At 75.0% G+C, this 16,130-nt stretch carries 11 protein-coding genes; 10 read left to right on the forward strand and 1 reads right to left on the reverse strand.

Annotated features, from left to right (window positions below; all coding sequences use genetic code 11):
• The first annotated feature begins 207 nt into the window (after window positions 1-207).
• Window positions 208-3,993 carry a beta-N-acetylglucosaminidase domain-containing protein gene (locus tag VSR01_RS12260; protein ID WP_326449284.1) on the forward strand — a complete coding sequence of 1,262 codons (3,786 nt, stop codon included), beginning with the start codon at window positions 208-210 and terminating at the stop codon, window positions 3,991-3,993.
• Window positions 3,994-4,161: 168 nt separating this feature from the next.
• On the opposite strand, the gene VSR01_RS12265 is transcribed toward VSR01_RS12260, so the two are convergent.
• Window positions 4,162-4,698: an HNH endonuclease gene (locus tag VSR01_RS12265; RefSeq protein WP_093785391.1), complete on the reverse strand. Its 537-nt coding sequence runs from the start codon at window positions 4,696-4,698 to the stop codon at window positions 4,162-4,164.
• 271 nt (window positions 4,699-4,969) lie between these two features.
• Here VSR01_RS12265 and VSR01_RS12270 point away from each other — a divergent pair, with 271 nt between their 5' ends.
• The 9 genes from VSR01_RS12270 (at window position 4,970) to VSR01_RS12310 (ending at window position 16,116) form a co-directional block, all read left to right on the forward strand.
• Window positions 4,970-6,172: a mechanosensitive ion channel family protein gene (locus VSR01_RS12270; protein ID WP_326449285.1), complete on the forward strand. Its 1,203-nt coding sequence runs from the start codon at window positions 4,970-4,972 to the stop codon at window positions 6,170-6,172.
• A gap of 104 nt (window positions 6,173-6,276) precedes the next feature.
• On the forward strand, window positions 6,277-7,566 hold the full coding sequence (locus tag VSR01_RS12275) for an ROK family transcriptional regulator (RefSeq protein ID WP_326449286.1): 1,290 nt from the start codon (window positions 6,277-6,279) through the stop codon (window positions 7,564-7,566).
• A gap of 230 nt (window positions 7,567-7,796) precedes the next feature.
• Window positions 7,797-9,128, forward strand: coding sequence for an ABC transporter substrate-binding protein (locus tag VSR01_RS12280; protein ID WP_326449287.1), 1,332 nt, complete (start codon window positions 7,797-7,799; stop codon window positions 9,126-9,128).
• A complete protein-coding gene (locus tag VSR01_RS12285) occupies window positions 9,128-10,078 on the forward strand; it encodes a carbohydrate ABC transporter permease (RefSeq protein ID WP_326449288.1) in 951 nt (316 codons plus the stop codon). Before VSR01_RS12280 ends, VSR01_RS12285 begins: the two co-directional genes overlap by 1 nt.
• Before the next feature lie 5 nt (window positions 10,079-10,083).
• The gene (locus tag VSR01_RS12290; RefSeq protein ID WP_326449289.1) at window positions 10,084-10,992 is read left to right on the forward strand and encodes a carbohydrate ABC transporter permease; all 909 of its coding nucleotides are present in this window, start codon (window positions 10,084-10,086) and stop codon (window positions 10,990-10,992) included.
• On the forward strand, window positions 10,989-12,266 hold the full coding sequence (locus VSR01_RS12295) for a 6-phospho-beta-glucosidase (RefSeq protein ID WP_326449290.1): 1,278 nt from the start codon (window positions 10,989-10,991) through the stop codon (window positions 12,264-12,266). Before VSR01_RS12290 ends, VSR01_RS12295 begins: the two co-directional genes overlap by 4 nt.
• A complete protein-coding gene (locus tag VSR01_RS12300) occupies window positions 12,263-13,300 on the forward strand; it encodes an N-acetylglucosamine kinase (RefSeq protein WP_326453610.1) in 1,038 nt (345 codons plus the stop codon). Before VSR01_RS12295 ends, VSR01_RS12300 begins: the two co-directional genes overlap by 4 nt.
• Before the next feature lie 177 nt (window positions 13,301-13,477).
• Window positions 13,478-14,941, forward strand: coding sequence for a hypothetical protein (locus tag VSR01_RS12305; RefSeq protein WP_326449291.1), 1,464 nt, complete (start codon window positions 13,478-13,480; stop codon window positions 14,939-14,941).
• The gene (locus VSR01_RS12310; RefSeq protein WP_326449292.1) at window positions 14,938-16,116 is read left to right on the forward strand and encodes a glutamate ABC transporter substrate-binding protein; all 1,179 of its coding nucleotides are present in this window, start codon (window positions 14,938-14,940) and stop codon (window positions 16,114-16,116) included. The genes VSR01_RS12305 and VSR01_RS12310 overlap by 4 nt, the downstream gene beginning before the upstream one ends.
• Window positions 16,117-16,130: the final 14 nt, after the last annotated feature.

Raw genomic sequence — 16,130 nt, forward strand, 5'->3', positions numbered from 1 at the left:
GTTGAGACGCCCATCCTCACACACCGCCCCGCCACCCCGCGGAACCCCTGTGGACGACTGCGCGTGGCCCGCCGTCCGGGCGGCGAGCCGCCCGTCCCCACCCATGGGGGAACGGGCGTTGACACGTGGGGCGCGGGGGTGATGGGCTCCCGGTTCGGGCGGTGTCATCAGACCCCGGAGGGACGTGTGCTCCGCAGGAGTTCCGCTGTGGCGGTGGTGGCCACCGTGGTGGGTGGCTGGCTCGGGCAGGTCTCGGCGGTGGCCGATCCGGCGGCCGGGGCGGTGCCGAAGGCCGTGGCCGGGGCCGCGTCCGACGCGACGTCCGGGGCCGCTTCGCAGACGGCGTCCGGGGCCGCGCCCGCGGGCGGGGCGAAGGTGACCTCCCCGACGGTTCCCGCTGCCGCGGCGACGTCCGCCCCGGCGAACCTCCGCGCCGCGCGCGGTGCGGTGCGGGTGCGGGCCGCCGGGGTCTGGCCGAGGCCGCAGAGCATGGTCGCCCGGGGGAGGTTCGCCGCCGTCACCGACGTGGTGGTGCTGGTGGCGGGGCCGGACGCCGACCCGTACGCCGTGGACGTGGTCGAGCGGGCGCTGCGCGACGCGGGCGCGCGCCAGGTGGTGCGGACCGCGGCGCCGCCCGTGCCGCCGTTGGGCGGCGGGCTGACCGTGTACGCCGGCCGCGCGGCGCGGGACCCGCTGCACGACCTGGGCGCGCCCGCCGCTGCCGGCCTGCCGTCGGGCGGCTACCGCCTCGCCGTCGACGACCGGGTGGTCGCGCTGGACGGCGTCGGCCCCGACGGCCTCTTCCACGCCGCCCAGACGCTGCGTCAGCTCGTCACCGCCCAGCCGGACGTGACGGGCTTCCGCGCCGTCACCGTGCGGGACTGGCCGGCCGCCCCGGTCCGCGGCACCGCCGAGAGCTTCTACGGCGTCCCGTGGACGCGGGCCCAGCGGCTGGCGCAGCTGGACTTCATGGCCCGCACCAAGCAGAACCTCTACCTCTACGCGCCCGGCGACGACCCGTACCGCCGCGCGCAGTGGAAGGAGCCCTACCCGGCGGCCCAGCGCGCCGACTTCCGCGCGCTGACCGCGCGGGCCGCGCAGGACCACGTCACGGTCGCCTGGGCGGTCGCGCCCGGCCAGTCCATGTGCTTCTCCTCCGACGCCGACCGGCGCGCCCTGGAGCGCAAGCTGGACGCGATGTGGGCGCTGGGCGCGCGGGCGTTCCAGCTCCAGTTCCAGGACGTCGGCTACAGCGAGTGGCACTGCGGCGCCGACGCCGCGCGGTTCGGCGACGGCCCGGCCGCCGCGGCCCGCGCCCAGGCCGCGGTCGCGGGCGCCGTCGCCGCGCACCTGAAGGCGAAGTACGGCGCCGCCGCTCCGCCGCTCTCGCTGCTGCCGACCGAGTTCTACCAGGACGGCGCGACGCCGTACCGCAGCGCGCTCGCCGACGCGCTCGACCCGTCGGTCGCGGTGGCCTGGACGGGCGTGGGCGTGCTGCCCGGCACCATCACCGGCGGGCAGGTGGCCGCGGTGACCGCGGCGCTGGGGCACCCGGTGCTCACCGAGGACAACTACCCGGTCAACGACTTCGCCCCCGACCGCCTCTTCCTCGGCCCCTACACCGGCCGCGACCCGGCCGTCGCGACCGCGACCGCCGGGGTGGTCGCCGCCGGGATGCAGCAGCCGGCGGCCTCGCGCGTACCGCTGTTCACCGCCGCCGACTTCGCCTGGAACCCCGACGCCTACGACCCGCGGGCGTCCTGGCAGGCCGCGATCGACGACCTCGCGGGCCCCGGCACGGCCGCCCGGCAGGCGCTGCGCACGCTGGCCGGCGACGAGCGGTCCTCGGCGCTGGCCGGCAGCGCGTCCGACTCGGCGGACCTGCGCCCGCTGGTCGACGACTTCTGGAGGGCGCGGGCCGCGGCGAGCCCCGAGGGCGTGCCCGACCTGCCCGCGCTGCGCGCCGCGGCGGCCCGGCTGCGCGCGGCCTTCACGGTGATGCGCGGCGCGCCCGGCGCGCTGGGCCCGCTGGCCGGCGGGACCTTCGGCGACGAGGCCGGGCCGTGGCTCACCCGGCTGGCGCAGTACGGCGCGGCGGGCGAGCAGGCCGTGGACATGCTGGTCGCGCAGGCCGAGGGCGACGGCGCGGCGGCGTGGCGGGCCCGCAGGTCGCTGGACACGGCCAGGGAGGCGCTGGCCCAGGACACGGTCACCGTCGGCGACGGCGCCCTGGACGACTTCCTGACCCGGGCCGCGGCGAGCGGCGACGCCTGGCTGGGCCTGCGCGCCGACGGCCGCACCGCGACCACCACGATGGCCTCCGGCCACGGCACCGACCCGGCCGCGATGGTCGACGGCAAGGACGGCACCGCGTGGTCGAGCGCCGCGCCGCCGCAGCCCGACGACTCCTTCGGCGTGGACCTCGGCGCCGAGCGCCCGCTCAGCGCGGTGCGGGTGGCGATGGGCGACGGCAGCGGCTCCGACGACTTCCTGCACGACGCGGTGCTGGAGGTGGCGGGCGACGACGGCACCGGCTGGCGGAAGATCGGCGAGTACCACGACCAGGCGGTGATCAGCGCGACGCTGCCGGAGGGGACCAGGGCCCGCGAGGTGCGGCTGCGGGCGACCGGCGGGCAGCCCGGCGCGGTGACCGTGCGGGAGTTCGCGGTCACGGTCAGCGGGAGCAGGACGCCCACCGCGACCGGCGGCGCGCACGCCTCCGCAGCGGTCGACGGCGACCTGTCCACCGCGGCCGGCGCGGGCCCGCTGACGGTGCGCTTCGACGGCGCGCGCCGGCTGGACACGGTGACCGTCGTCGCCGACCCGCCCCGCTCACCCGGCGGCGACGGCGCCCCCGCCTCGGCCCCACACGGCTCGGGCGCACCCGCGAAGCCGGTCACCGTCGAGGTCCACACCGCGGGCGGCGGCTGGCGCACGATCGGCACGCTGAGCGGCGCTGGGGCGGGGCCGGCGTCGGGTGCGGCGTCCGGTACGGCGTCCGGTACGGGCGGGGGCTCGGGGTCGGGCGCGGGCACGGATGCGCGTACGGCCACTGATCCGCGTACGGGCACGGCCTCACGTACGGGCTCCGGCCCGGGATCGGCGTCCGGCTCCGGAGCAGCCCCGGGCTCCGGCCCGGAATCGGCCCCGCGCTCCGGTCCTGACGCCGGCGGCTCGGGGTGGACCGAGCTGCCCGCCGGCGTCCTCGCCGACGCCGTGCGGCTGAGCGACGGCGCCGGGGTCCGCGAGGTCGTGCCGTGGTTCGCCGAGCCGCCGCGGGTGACGCTGGACCGGCCCGAGGTGGACGCGGAGGCGGGCGGCGCGCCGACCGAGGTGACCGCGGCCGTCGTCTCCGGGCTGCCGCGCGACGCCTCGGTCGCCGTGGCGCCCGCCGCGCCCGGCCCTGACGGCATCCGGGTGACCGCGGCGCACCCGTCGCTGCCGCTCCCCCGGGGCGCCACCGCGCGCGTCGAGCTGCGGGTGGCCGTGCCGGCCGGGACCGCGCCGGGCCGGTACGGCGTGCCGGTGCGCTTCACCGTGGCCGGCCGCACCGTGGAGCGGCGGATCACCGTCACGACGCATCCGCGCACCGGCGGCCCGGACCTGGTCCGCGGCGCGGCGGCCACCTCCTCGGGCGACGAGACGCCGGACTTCCCCGCCTCCGCCGTGGCCGACGGCGACCCGGCCACCCGCTGGTCCTCCCCCGCGCGCGACGACGCCTGGGTCCAGGTCCAGCTGCCCGCGCCGGCCCGGATCGGCCGCGTCGAGCTGGACTGGCAGGACGCCTACGCCTCCCGATACACGCTGCAGACCTCCGCCGACGGCGTCACCTGGCACACCGCCGCCACGGTCGCCGACGGCAGCGGCGGCCACGAGACCGTCTGGCTCGACTCCCCGCAGGACGCCCGCTACCTGCGCGTCCAGGGCGTCCACCGCGCCACCCGCTACGGCTACTCCCTCTTCGCCATCGCCGCGTACGCCGTCACCGGCTGACGCCCCGGGACCGCCAAGGCGCGGCCCGGGCTTCGGGCCGCCGCGGGGGTTCGGGCACGGTGCCGGACCCGGTCGGCGGCCGGGCGCGCCGTACCGGCCTACGACGGTGCCCCCGGCTTGCGAATCCGCTGGTCAGGGGCGCCACCGACAAACACGAAGGCCCGGATCTCAGGCTGAGATGCCGTCGATCCGGGCCAAGGCGTCGTCCGCGCCGAAAGGCTGCAGGTATGGCAGCCAGCGCGGGTCCCTATGACCGGTCCCGATGATCCGCCAGGCCAGGCCCGACGGCGGGGCGGGTTGATGGCGCAGCCGCCAGCCCAGCTCGGCGACGTGCCGGTCCGCCTTGACGTGGTTGCAGCGCCTGCAGGCCGCCACCACGTTGTCCCAGGCGTGCTGTCCGCCGCGGCTGCGCGGGATGACGTGGTCGACGCTGGTGGCGGCGGCCCCGCAGTACGCGCACTTCCCGCCGTCCCGGGCGAACAGGGCCCGGCGGGTCAGGGGCACGGTGCCGCGAAAGGGCACACGCACGAATTTGGTGAGTTTGACGACGCTGGGCGCCGGCAGGGCCTGCGTCTCGCTGTGCAGGTAGGCGCCGGATTCCTCGAGGCACACGGCCTTGTTGTTGAGCACGAGGACGAGCGCGCGGCGGAGCGGTACGACGCCGAGCGGCTCGTACGACGCGTTCAGGACCAGGACATGCGGCACGGATGCCTCCTTTAACGCCGGCGGCGCGTGGCTCGCGCCGGGACGATCTGGCTCAAGTCTCTCCGGAAGGCGGTGCACCGCGCCACCATGCCCGGGTAACGGACCGGGGGTGTTTTGGACCACACCGCTTCGCTGCGGAATCGCACTCATACTCCTTTACTCCCCTGTGCGGAGGCTTTCCGCTCCTCGATCGGGCAACGAGAGCGCAACAGGAGTGCGTCGGCGCTGCGGTTAGATTGGTGCCCTCGCCGCTCCACGGAGGTTCTCGCACGTGTCCACCGGGACGACCCCCGCCGTCCGGCTCGCCCTGCCGCGCACGGCCCACCAGGCCAGCAGCTGGGTGGACGACAATTGGGCCGGATGGCTGCAGGCCGGCCTGCGCATCCTGCTCATCGTGGTGATCGCCGTCGTGCTGCGCCAGGTGGTGCGCCGCGCGATCAGCCGGACCATCGACCGGATGAACCGGGGCGCGGAGGCCGCCGCCGGCACCACGCTGGGCGGCCTGCTGGTCAACGCCGAGCGGCGCAAGCAGCGCAGCGAGGCGATCGGCTCGGTGCTCAGGAGCGTGGCGTCGTTCCTGATCCTGGGCACCGCGGCGCTGACCGTGCTGTCGGTGCTGAAGATCAACCTCGCGCCGCTGCTGGCCAGCGCGGGCGTGGCGGGCGTGGCCATCGGCTTCGGCGCCCGCAACCTGGTCACCGACTTCCTGTCCGGCGTGTTCATGATCCTTGAGGACCAGTACGGCGTCGGCGACGTGATCGACGCGGGCGTGGCCACCGGCACGGTCGTCGAGGTCGGTTTGCGGGTGACCAAGCTGCGCGGCGACGAGGGCGAGATCTGGTACGTGCGCAACGGCGAGGTCAAGCGGATCGGCAACCTCAGCCAGGGCTGGGCGACCGCGATCGTGGACGTGCAGGTCGGCGCGGACCAGGACCTGGACCGCGCGCGGTCGGTGATCGCGGCCACCGCCGAGGAGATGACCGAGGCCAGCCCCTGGGACGAGCGGCTGTGGGAGCCGGTGAAGGTGCTCGGCCTGGCCTCGGTGACCGCGGAGTCGGTGGTCGTGCAGGTCCGGGCCAAGACGATGCCCGGGCAGGCCGCCGAGGTCGCGCGAGAGTTGCGCTGGCGGATCAAGCGGGCCTTCGACAGGGCCGGGATCGCGATCGTCAGCGGCGCGCCGACGGCCGCGGCGGTGGAGCCGCCGGGCACGGCGGAGTTCGCGGAGAACGCGGCGGCCGAGAGCGCGGACGGCGACGCGCCGGGCGGCAACGGGTCCACCGGCAACGGCTCGGGCGGCAACGGCTCGGGCGGCAACGTGCCCCGGCAGTCCGCGGCGGACGCCGACGCCGGCGAGGGACGCGCCCCCACATCGCCCGGGTCGGCCTCCGGCCTCCCCGGCCTCCCGCGCTCCCGAACTCCCGGGCCTCCCCGCGTTCCCGCGCTCCCCGGCTCCACCCTCCCCGCCCGAAGGTAACGACTTGGGCGGGAGGGCGCCGAGCCCCCTTGACGCTCCGCCGACAGCGGGCCTACCTTGACGTTCGCCAATAGGAAAGTTTCCTAACAGTGAACTGAGGGAGGATGGCGCGCATGGCTGGCACCCCTGGTACGCCGCGCGTCCTGCGCGCCATGAACGACCGCGCCGCGCTCGACCTCCTGCTGGAGCACGGCACGCTCTCCCGGACCCGGATCGGCAAGCTGACCGGGCTGTCCAAGCCCACCGCCTCGCAGCTGCTCGCCCGGCTGGAGGCGGCCGGGCTGGTGCTGGCCACCGGCACCACCGCGGGTCGCCCCGGCCCGAACGCCCAGCTGTACTCGGTCAATCCGGCCGCCGCCCACGTCGCCGGGCTGGACGTCACCGCCGAGCGGATCAGGGCGGCGGTCGCCGACATCACCGGGCGCACCGTCGGCGAGTTCCGGCTGCCCACCCCGCAGCACCGCACCGGGAGCACGGTGGAGCAGGTGGTGCGGGCGCTGGACGGCGCGGTGAAGGCGGCCGGGCTGAACCGCGCCGACCTGCACCGGGTGGTGATCGGCACGCCGGGCGCCTTCGACCCCAGCACCGGGCGGCTGCGCTACGCCAGCCACCTGCCCGGCTGGCACGGGTCGACGCTGCTGGACGAGCTGGCCGCGGCGCTGCCGATGCCGCTGGAGTACGACAACGACGTCAACCTCGCCGCCGTCGCCGAGCGGCGGATCGGAGCGGCCCGCGGCCACGAGGACTTCGTGCTGCTGTGGAACGAGGAGGGCCTGGGCGCGGCCATCGTCCTCGGCGGCCGGCTGCACCGGGGCTGGACCGGCGGCGCGGGCGAGGTCGGCTTCCTGCCGGTGCCGGGCACGCCGCTGGTGCGCAACGTCACCAAGGCCAACAACGGCGGCTTTCAGGAGCTGGCCGGCTGCAACGCGGTCGTGCGCACCGCCCGCGAACTCGGCCTGGAGGTCCCGCGCGGCAGCCAGCCGGACGCGGCGGCGGCGCTGCTGCGCGCGGCGGCAGCGGCAGCGGCGAGCGCCGACGAGGACACCGGCGAGGACACCGGCCAGGGCAGCGCCCAAACCACCGGCCGGGACGCCGACCGGGACGCCGACCGGGAGGCGTACGCCGAGCTGCTGGCCCGCTGCGCCACCGGGCACGCGATCGGCCTCGCCTCGGTCGTCGCGCTGCTCGACCCCGAGCTGATCGTGCTGGCGGGCGGCGTGGCCGCGGCCGGCGGCGAGCCGCTGCGCGCGCTGATCCAGTCCGAGCTGGCCGAACTGGCCGTGCCGCGGCCCCGGCTGGTGATGGGCGAGGTCGCCGCGCACCCGGTGCTGACCGGCGCGCTGGAGAGCGCGCTCGCCACCACACGCGACGAGGTGTTCGACACCTCGCGCTGACCCGAGACACACGACCCCAGACACACGACCCGAGACACACGCCCCCAGCCCCCGCGACCCCCGTCCGTCGACCCCGGCCCGCGGACCGGAACCCACCCGACCACCCGCAGCGGAACGGCCCCCGCCGTCCCGTCGGCACCGCACACCCTCACGCACCCGAGACCCGCGCCCCCGACGAGCACCCCGCACACCTCGCGCACCCCGCCACGCACCCCCCGGAGGTAAGAGCAGTGTCCCGTTTGACGAAGGCGACGGCCGCGCTCGCGGCGACCGCCGCGATCACCCTGCTCGCGGCCGCGTGCACCGGGCAGAGCACCGGCTCGGCGAGCGACGACGCGGGCAAGGACGTCACCATCACCTTCTGGCACGGCTGGTCCGCGCCGAACGAGCTGAAGGCGATCGACGACGACGTCGCCCGGTTCGAGAAGGCGCACCCCACCATCCACGTCAAGGTGCAGGGCAACATCACCGACGACAAGATCAACCAGGCGCTGCGGGCCGGCGGCGGCCGGGCGCCGGACGTGGTGTCCTCCTTCACCACCGACAACGTCGGCCAGTTCTGCTCCTCCGGCGCCCTCGCCGACCTCGCGCCGTTCCTGGCCGGGGACCGCATCGACCCCGCGACGACGTTCCCCAAGCCGATGCTGGAGTACACCCAGTACCAGGGCAAGCGCTGCGCCCTGCCGCTGCTCGGCGACGCCTACGGCCTCTACTACAACAAGAAGGCGTTCGCCGCGGCCGGCATCACGCACCCGCCGAGGACGCTCAGCGAGTTCAAGGCCGACGCGGTCGCGCTGACGAAGCCCAAGGGCGATACGTACACGCAGCTCGGCTTCATGCCGGACTTCCACGGCTACGAGTCGACCACCACCCACCTGGCCGCGCAGTGGGGCGTGACGTACTTCGACGCGGACGGCAGGTCCCAGGTCGCCAAGGACCCCGGCTTCGCCGCGATGTTCCGCTGGCAGCAGGACATGGTGGCCGCGCTCGGCGGCTTCGCGAAGCTGGAGCGGTACCGCACCACCTTCGGGGACGAGTTCGGCGCCAAGAACCCGCTGCAGACCGGGCAGGTCGCGATGGGCATCGACGGCGAGTGGCGCCTCGGCATGGCCCGGGACGCCGGGATGGAGGACCTGGGTGTGGCGCCCTTCCCGGTGCCCGACGACCAGGCCGCCACGTACGGCAAGGGCTATCTGTCCGGCACGATCATCGGCATCGCGTCGACCAGCGCGAAGAAGAACGCCGCCTGGCAGCTGGTGAAGTTCATGACCACCGACACCGACGCGGTGGTGTCCTTCGCCGACGCCATCCACAACGTCCCCTCCACGCTGGCCGCGCTCAGGTCGCCGAAGCTGGACCAGGACCCGGGATTTCGCACCTTCATCGCCATCGCGCAGAACCCGCACAGCACCACCACCCCGCCCAGCGTCAACGGCGGCGCCTACCAGTTGACGCTGCAGGACTTCGGCTACGCCTACGAGTCCGGCAGGTCCAAGAACCTCCAGGCCGGCTTGCGGGGCGTCGACGCGCAGGTCGACAAGGACATCGCGCAGGCCCGCTGATGAGCGCCGCCGTCCACCCCCTGCTGCGCGCCAAGCGGCGCCGGAGCGCCCTGCGCACCCTGGCGTTCCTGTCGCCGTGGATCGTCGGGTTCTGCGTCTTCTTCGGCTACCCGCTGGTCTCCACCGTCTACTTCTCGTTCATGCACTACAACGGCATCAACGCGCCGACGTGGACGGGCGGGAAGAACTGGACCTACGTCTTCACCGACTACCCCTTCTTCTGGCCCGCGCTGCGCAACACGCTGTGGCTGGTCGTGGTGACGGTCACGCTGCGGGTGGTCTTCGGACTCGGCATCGGGCTGCTGATCACGAAGGTCAAGACCGGCGCGGGCTTCTTCAGGACCGCCTTCTACCTGCCGTACCTGGCCCCGCCGGTGGCCGCCACCATGGCCTTCGTCTTCCTGCTCAACCCCGGCACCGGGCCGGTCGACCACCTGCTCGGCGGGATCGGGCTGCCGACCCCCGGCTGGTTCACCGACCCGCACTGGGCCAAGCCGGCGCTGACCGTGCTGGCGCTGTGGGGCATCGGCGACCTGATGGTGATCTTCATGGCCGCGCTGCTCGACGTGCCCAGGGAGCAGTACGAGGCGGCCGAGCTGGACGGCGCCGGCGCGTGGCAGCGGTTCCGCTTCGTGACGCTGCCGACCATCTCGCCGATCGTGATGTTCGCGGTGGTCACCGGGGTCATCCAGACCATGCAGTACTACACGCAGCCCATGGTCGCCGGGAAGGTCGCCAGCGGCGTGATCGGCAACTCCGGGCAGCAGTTCGAGCCCGGCTACCCCGACAAGTCGACGCTGACGCTGCCCCAGCTGGTCTACAGCGAAGGCTTCCAGCACTTCGACTACGGCGCCGCGTGCGTCATCGCGCTGGTGCTCTTCGCCCTGTCCATGGCGTTCACCGCGCTGCTCATGCGCCGCCGCAGCGGCTTCCTGTCGGCAGAGGACTGATCGCCATGACCCAGGCCACCCTCACCCGTGACGCCGCCGCGGCCGGACCCGGCTCCGCCGCCGACCCGCGCGCCCGGCGCGCGCTGCGCCGCCGCCGCGCACTGCACTGGATCGGCGTGCACGCGCTCGCCGTCGCCGCCGCCGCGTTCTTCGTCCTGCCCTTCGTGTTCGTGCTGCTGACCGCGCTGATGAGCGACAACCAGGCGCTGACCCGCGACCTGTGGCCGCACCCGTTCCAGTGGTCGAACTTCAGCACCGTGTGGCACACCCCGGGTTTCCTGACCTGGTGGCGCAACACCGTGCTGTACGCGGTCGGCGGGACGGTGCTGACGGTCGTCTCGTCGCTGCCGGTGGCGTACGCGCTGGCCACGTTCCGATTCCGCGGCCGCAACCTGGTCATGGTGCTGGTGATCTCGACGATGATGCTGCCGCCGCAGGTGGTGATCATCCCGATGTACCTGTTCTGGACCAAGCAGATGGGGATGGACGGCACGCTGTGGCCGCTGGTCGTCCCGATGGCCTTCGGCGACGCCTTCACCATCTTCCTGCTGCGTCAGTTCCTGCTGACCGTGCCCAGGGAGTACACCGAGGCCGCCCGCGTCGACGGCTGCGGCGAGCTGCGCACCCTGCTCACCGTGATCGTGCCGATGATCAGGCCGGCCATCGCGGCGGTCGCGCTGTTCCAGTTCTTCTCCTGCTGGAACGACTACTTCGGGCCGCAGATCTACGCCAGCTCCAACCCGGCGGCCTGGACGCTCAGCTACGGCCTGGAGTCGTTCAAGGGCGCCCACCACACCAACTGGAATCTGACCATGGCCGCGACCGTTCTCGTGATGGCCCCGGTGATCGTGGTCTTCTTCTTCGCGCAAAAGGCCTTCATCGAAGGCGTGACCCTGACGGGAGTCAAGGGATGAAACTGGCAGTCGTGGGCGGCGGTTCCACGTACACCCCCGAACTGGTCGACGGGTTCGCGCGGTTGCGCGACACCCTGCCGGTGTCGGAGCTCGCGCTGGTCGACCCGGCCGCGGACCGGCTGGAGCTGGTCGGCGGGCTGGCCCGGCGGATCTTCGCCAAGCAGGGCCACCCCGCGGTCGTGACCACCACCTCCGACCTGGAGGCGGGCGTCGAGGGCGCGGACGCGGTGCTGCTGCAGCTGCGGGTCGGCGGCCAGACGGCCCGCAACCAGGACGAGACGTGGCCGCTGGAGTGCGGTTGCGTCGGCCAGGAGACCACCGGCGCCGGCGGCCTGGCCAAGGCGCTGCGCACCGTGCCCGTCGTGCTCGACATCGCCGAGCGGGTGCGCAGGACCGCGCCCGACGCGTGGATCATCGACTTCACCAACCCGGTCGGCATCGTCACCCGGGCGCTGCTGCAGGCCGGGCACCGCGCGGTCGGCCTGTGCAACGTGGCGATCGGCTTCCAGCGCAAGTTCGCCGCGCTGCTGGACGTGGCGCCCGAGGACCTGCACCTGGACCACGTGGGCCTGAACCACCTGACCTGGGAGCGCGCGGTGCGGCTCGGCGGCCCGGACGGCGAGGACGTGCTGCCGCGGCTGCTGGCCGAGCACGGCGACTCCCTCGCCGACGACCTGCACCTGCCGCGGCGGATCGTGGACCGGCTCGGCGTGGTGCCCTCCTACTACCTGCGCTACTTCTACGCGCACGACGAGGTGGTGCGCGAGCTGGGCAGCAAGCCGTCGCGGGCCGCCGAGGTGGCCGCGATGGAGAAGCAGCTGCTGGAGATGTACGGCGACCCGGCGCTGGAGGAGAAGCCGGAACTGCTGTCCAAGCGCGGCGGCGCCTACTACTCGGAGGCGGCCGTGGCGCTGGCCGCCTCGCTGCTGCGCCCGGCATCCGCGGGCCTCGGCGGCGACGTGCAGGTGGTCAACGCCCACAACAACGGCACGCTGCCCTTCCTGCCGGACGACGCGGTGATCGAGGTGCCCGCCACGGTGGACTCCACCGGTGTGGCGCCGCTGCCGGTCGCGCCGCTGGAGCCGCTGTACGCGGGGCTGGTGGCGAACGTGACCGCGTACGAGGAGCTGGCCCTGGAGGCGGCGCTGCGCGGCGGCCGGGACCGGGTGTTCACCGCACTGCTCGCCCACCCGCTGATCGGGCAGTACGAGTACGCCGAGGGCCTGACCGACCGTCTGATCGCGCACAACCGGGAGCACCTGGCGTGGGCCTGACCTTCCCCGAGGGCCCGCCGCCGACCGGGGGCGCGCAGCCGCTGGTGGCCGGCGGCGTCCTCGCCGTGGACGCGGGCAACAGCAAGACCGACGTGGCGCTGGTCGCCGCCGACGGGACGGTGCTCGGCGCCGCCCGCGGCGGCGGCTTCCAGCCGCCGGTGGTCGGCGTCGCGGCGGCGGTCGGCACGGTCGCGGAGATCGTGGAGCGGGCGGCGGCCGACGCCGGGCTGAAGGTCGAGGGGCCCGGCGGCCGGCCGCTGACCGCGCACACCTCGGCGTGCCTGGCCAACGCCGACCTGCCGGTGGAGGAGCAGAGGCTGGGCGAAGCGCTGCACGCGCTGGGCTGGTCGCGGCGGACCACGATCGCCAACGACACCTTCGCGATCCTGCGGGCCGGCGTGGACGCCCCGCGCGGCGTCGCGGTGGTCTGCGGGGCCGGCATCAACTGCGTGGGGATGCTGCCCGACGGGCGCACCGCGCGCTTCCCGGCGCTCGGCCGGCTCTCCGGCGACTGGGGCGGCGGGGCGGGCCTGGCCGAGGAGGCGCTGTGGTACGCCGCCCGCGCCGAGGACGGCCGCGGGGAGCCGACGGAGCTGGCCCGTACGCTGCCGGCGCACTTCGGCCTGGACTCGATGTACGCGCTGATCGAGGCGCTGCACCTGGAGCGCATCCCGCCCGCCGCACGGCACGAGCTGACACCGGTGCTCTTCGCCACCTGCGACGCGGGCGACCCGGTGGCGCGGCGGGTGCTGGACCGCCAGGCGGAGGAGATCGTGCTGCTGGCCGCGGTCGCGCTCGGGCGGCTCGGCCTGCTGGACGAGGAGGCCGACGTGGTGCTGGGCGGCGGGGTGCTGGCCGCGCGGCACCCGTACCTGATGGACGCGCTCACCCGGCGGCTGGCCGCCCGCGCGCCCAGGGCCCGTCCGCACGTGGTGACCGCTCCCCCGGTGCTGGGCGCGGCGCTGCTGGGCCTGGACCGCACGTCCGCCCCGGCGCGGGCGCACGCGCGGCTGCGCGCCCACTACGGCGCCTGAGCGGCGGCGCCGGCCGGGCCGGTGACGATCCGGTGCCGATCGGGCGGAACCGGCGGGGTCCCGGGCGGCGTGTGGGCTGTCGGGGGCCCGGGGAGGATGATCCCGGGCACGCTGGAGCAGCATGCCCGGCGACAGCCATACTGCTGGTCCACAGCGGTATTCGCAGGGGGAGGGTGCGTGACGCAGACACCGACACGGGCGGCGGGACCGGGCGCCGGCACCGCGGGCGCGGCCGGAGCGGGGGAATCCGGCGCACCGGGCGCGACCGCCGTGTCCGCCGGCTCCCCGGCGCCGCTGCGGCGGCGGACCGACTGGGCCGGGTCGGTGGCGCGGCTGCGCGCCGCGGCCACCACGGAACCGGGCCGGCTGCGCGTCATCGGCGCCGTGCTGGCCGTGCTCGTCGTCGCGTTCGGCGCGGTCACCGCCTGGCAGATCACCGACCGTCAAGCCGCGGCCGGCCATGTGATCCACCGCAGCGCGCCGCTCAGCGCGAAGGCCGCCGAGATCTACCGCTCGCTGGCCGACGCCGACGCCACCGTGACCGGCGGCTTCCTGGTCGGCGGCCAGCAGCCCGCCGCGGTCTCCAAGCGCTACGACGACGACATCGCGCACGCCGCCTCGCTCATCACCGAGGCCGCCGCGAACAGCGGGGACTCCGCCGAGGCACGCACCCAGATCACCGCGCTCAACGAGCAACTGCCGTACTACACCCGGCTGGTGGCCACCGCGCAGGCCGACAACCGGCAGGGGCTGCCGCTGGGCGGCGCCTACCTGCGGTACGCCAACGACCAGATGCGCAAGAAGGGCGGCCTGCTGGACGCCGCCGACAAGCTCTACCGGGCCGAGACCGCGCGCCTGGGCCGCGACTACGGCCACGCCGAGGCGCTGCCGTGGACCGCGTGGGTGCTCGGCGCGCTCGCCCTGGCCGCCCTGGTGTGGGCCCAGCGCCGCCACTTCCGGCGCACCAACCGGGTGTTCAACCGCGGCATGCTCGCCGCCAGCGGCGCCTGCGCGGTGGTGCTGGTCTGGCTGCTGGTCGGGCACACCCTGGCCCGCACCCACCTGGACGACTCCTACGCGCACGGCGCCAAGTCCCTCCAGGTGCTCAACAGCGCCCGGATCTCGGTGCTCCAGGCCCGCGGCGACGAGAATCTGACCCTGGTCGCGCGCGGTTCGGGCGAGGCGTACGACGCCAGCTTCGACTCCGGCATGGCCACCCTGGCCGGCAAGGACCCGGCCGGCGTCGGCGGCGAACTCGCCCAGGCGCTCTCCCTCGCCGACGCGCGGGCCGGCAAGGACCCGGTGAACGCCGCCATCGACGGCGTGCGGACCTGGCGCGGCCGGCACACCGCCGCCCGCAGGAGCGACGACGGCGGCGACTACACGACGGCGGTCGCCGACGTCATCGGCGGCCGGAACAGCGCGGGCCAGGAGGTCACCCAGACCACCGGGCAGTGCTTCGACGCGGTCGATGCGAGCCTCCAGCAGGCCATCGGCCAAGAGACGCGCGAGTTCCAGAAGGCCGCCGGCGACGGCCGCGACGCGCTGTCGCTGCTCCCCTTCGGCGCCGGCCTGCTGGCCGTGCTCGCCGCGGCGGGCGCGCTGGTCGGCATCGGCCGCCGGCTGTCGGAGTACCGGTGAGCGGCGGACCCGGCCGGCCCGGCGCCAGGGCACGGCGGACGACGGCGGCGCTGCGGGGCTGGGGCGGCGTGGCGGCGATGGGCGCGGCCTGCGCGGCGGCCGTCGCGCTCACCCTCACCCCGCTCGGGGACTGCGCCCCGGCGGCCCGGCACGGTGCGGGCGCGGTGCGCGGCGCCGCGCGGGCGGCCACGGTGCCCGGCGCGTTCTCCGACGCCGGAACGACCGCGGCCCGCGCACTCGACGCGTCGTACCCGGCGTCCGGCTCCGTGTCCACCTCCGCGTCCGAGTCGGTGTCCGGCTCCGCGCCCGAGTCGGTGTCCGGCTCCGTGTCCGCCGCGTTCGCCGCGTCCCCGGCCTCCGCCGCCGACGGCGCGTCGAACTGCGCCGCGAGCCTGTCGCCGTCCTCGGGCAGCACCGACGGCGCGGCCGTGCGACGGATCAGGGACCGCGGCCGGCTGATCGTCGGCGTGGACCAGAACAGCTACCTGTGGGGCTTCCGCGACCCGGCGAGCGGCCGGATCGCCGGCTTCGACATCGACATCGTCAAGGCGGTGGCGAAGGACGTCCTGGGCGACGAGAACGCGGTGCAGTACCTGACCGTGCCGACCGCCCAGCGCGTCACGATGATCCGGCGGCACGAGGTCGACATGGTGGTGCGCACCATGACCGTCAACTGCGCGCGGACGCGACAGGTCGCCTTCTCCACCGCCTACTTCGAGGCCGGGCAGCAGATCCTGGCGCCCGTCGGCTCGCCCGTCACCGGCTTCGACGACTCGCTGCGGGGCCGCACGGTGTGCACCGCCGGCGGGTCCACCGGCGAGAGCGAGCTGCGCGCCCACCCGCACGGCGCCCGCATACTGCTGGTGGACAACCAGCTGGACTGCCTGGTCAGGCTGCAACTCGGGCTGGCCGACGCGGTCTTCACCGACAACGCGCTGGCCGCCGGACAGGCCGCCCAGGACCCGACCGTGCACCTGGTCGGGAAGCCGGTCACCGAGGAGCCGTACGGTGTGGCCATGAACCTGGGCGACGATGATCTGGTACGCAGGGTCAACCAGGTTCTGGAGGCGTACCGTTCGGGCGGGGCGGACAGTGCCTGGACGCGGTCCTACCGGCACTGGCTGGCCGCCGACCTGCCGGGTGTCGACGGACCGCCGCAACCGGCGTACAAGTGAGGACCGGCGCCGGC

The organism is Actinacidiphila sp. DG2A-62 (assembly GCF_035825295.1).
Taxonomy (GTDB): Bacteria; Actinomycetota; Actinomycetes; order Streptomycetales; family Streptomycetaceae; genus Actinacidiphila.

Excerpts from the sequence above, each read along its gene's own strand:
- VSR01_RS12275 (WP_326449286.1), top strand. The coding sequence starts at position 6,277 with ATGGCGCGCATGGCTGGCACCCCTGGTACGCCGCGCGTCCTGCGCGCC.
- VSR01_RS12290 (WP_326449289.1), top strand. The coding sequence starts at position 10,084 with ATGACCCAGGCCACCCTCACCCGTGACGCCGCCGCGGCCGGACCCGGC.
- VSR01_RS12295 (WP_326449290.1), top strand. The coding sequence starts at position 10,989 with ATGAAACTGGCAGTCGTGGGCGGCGGTTCCACGTACACCCCCGAACTG.
- VSR01_RS12285 (WP_326449288.1), top strand. The coding sequence starts at position 9,128 with ATGAGCGCCGCCGTCCACCCCCTGCTGCGCGCCAAGCGGCGCCGGAGC.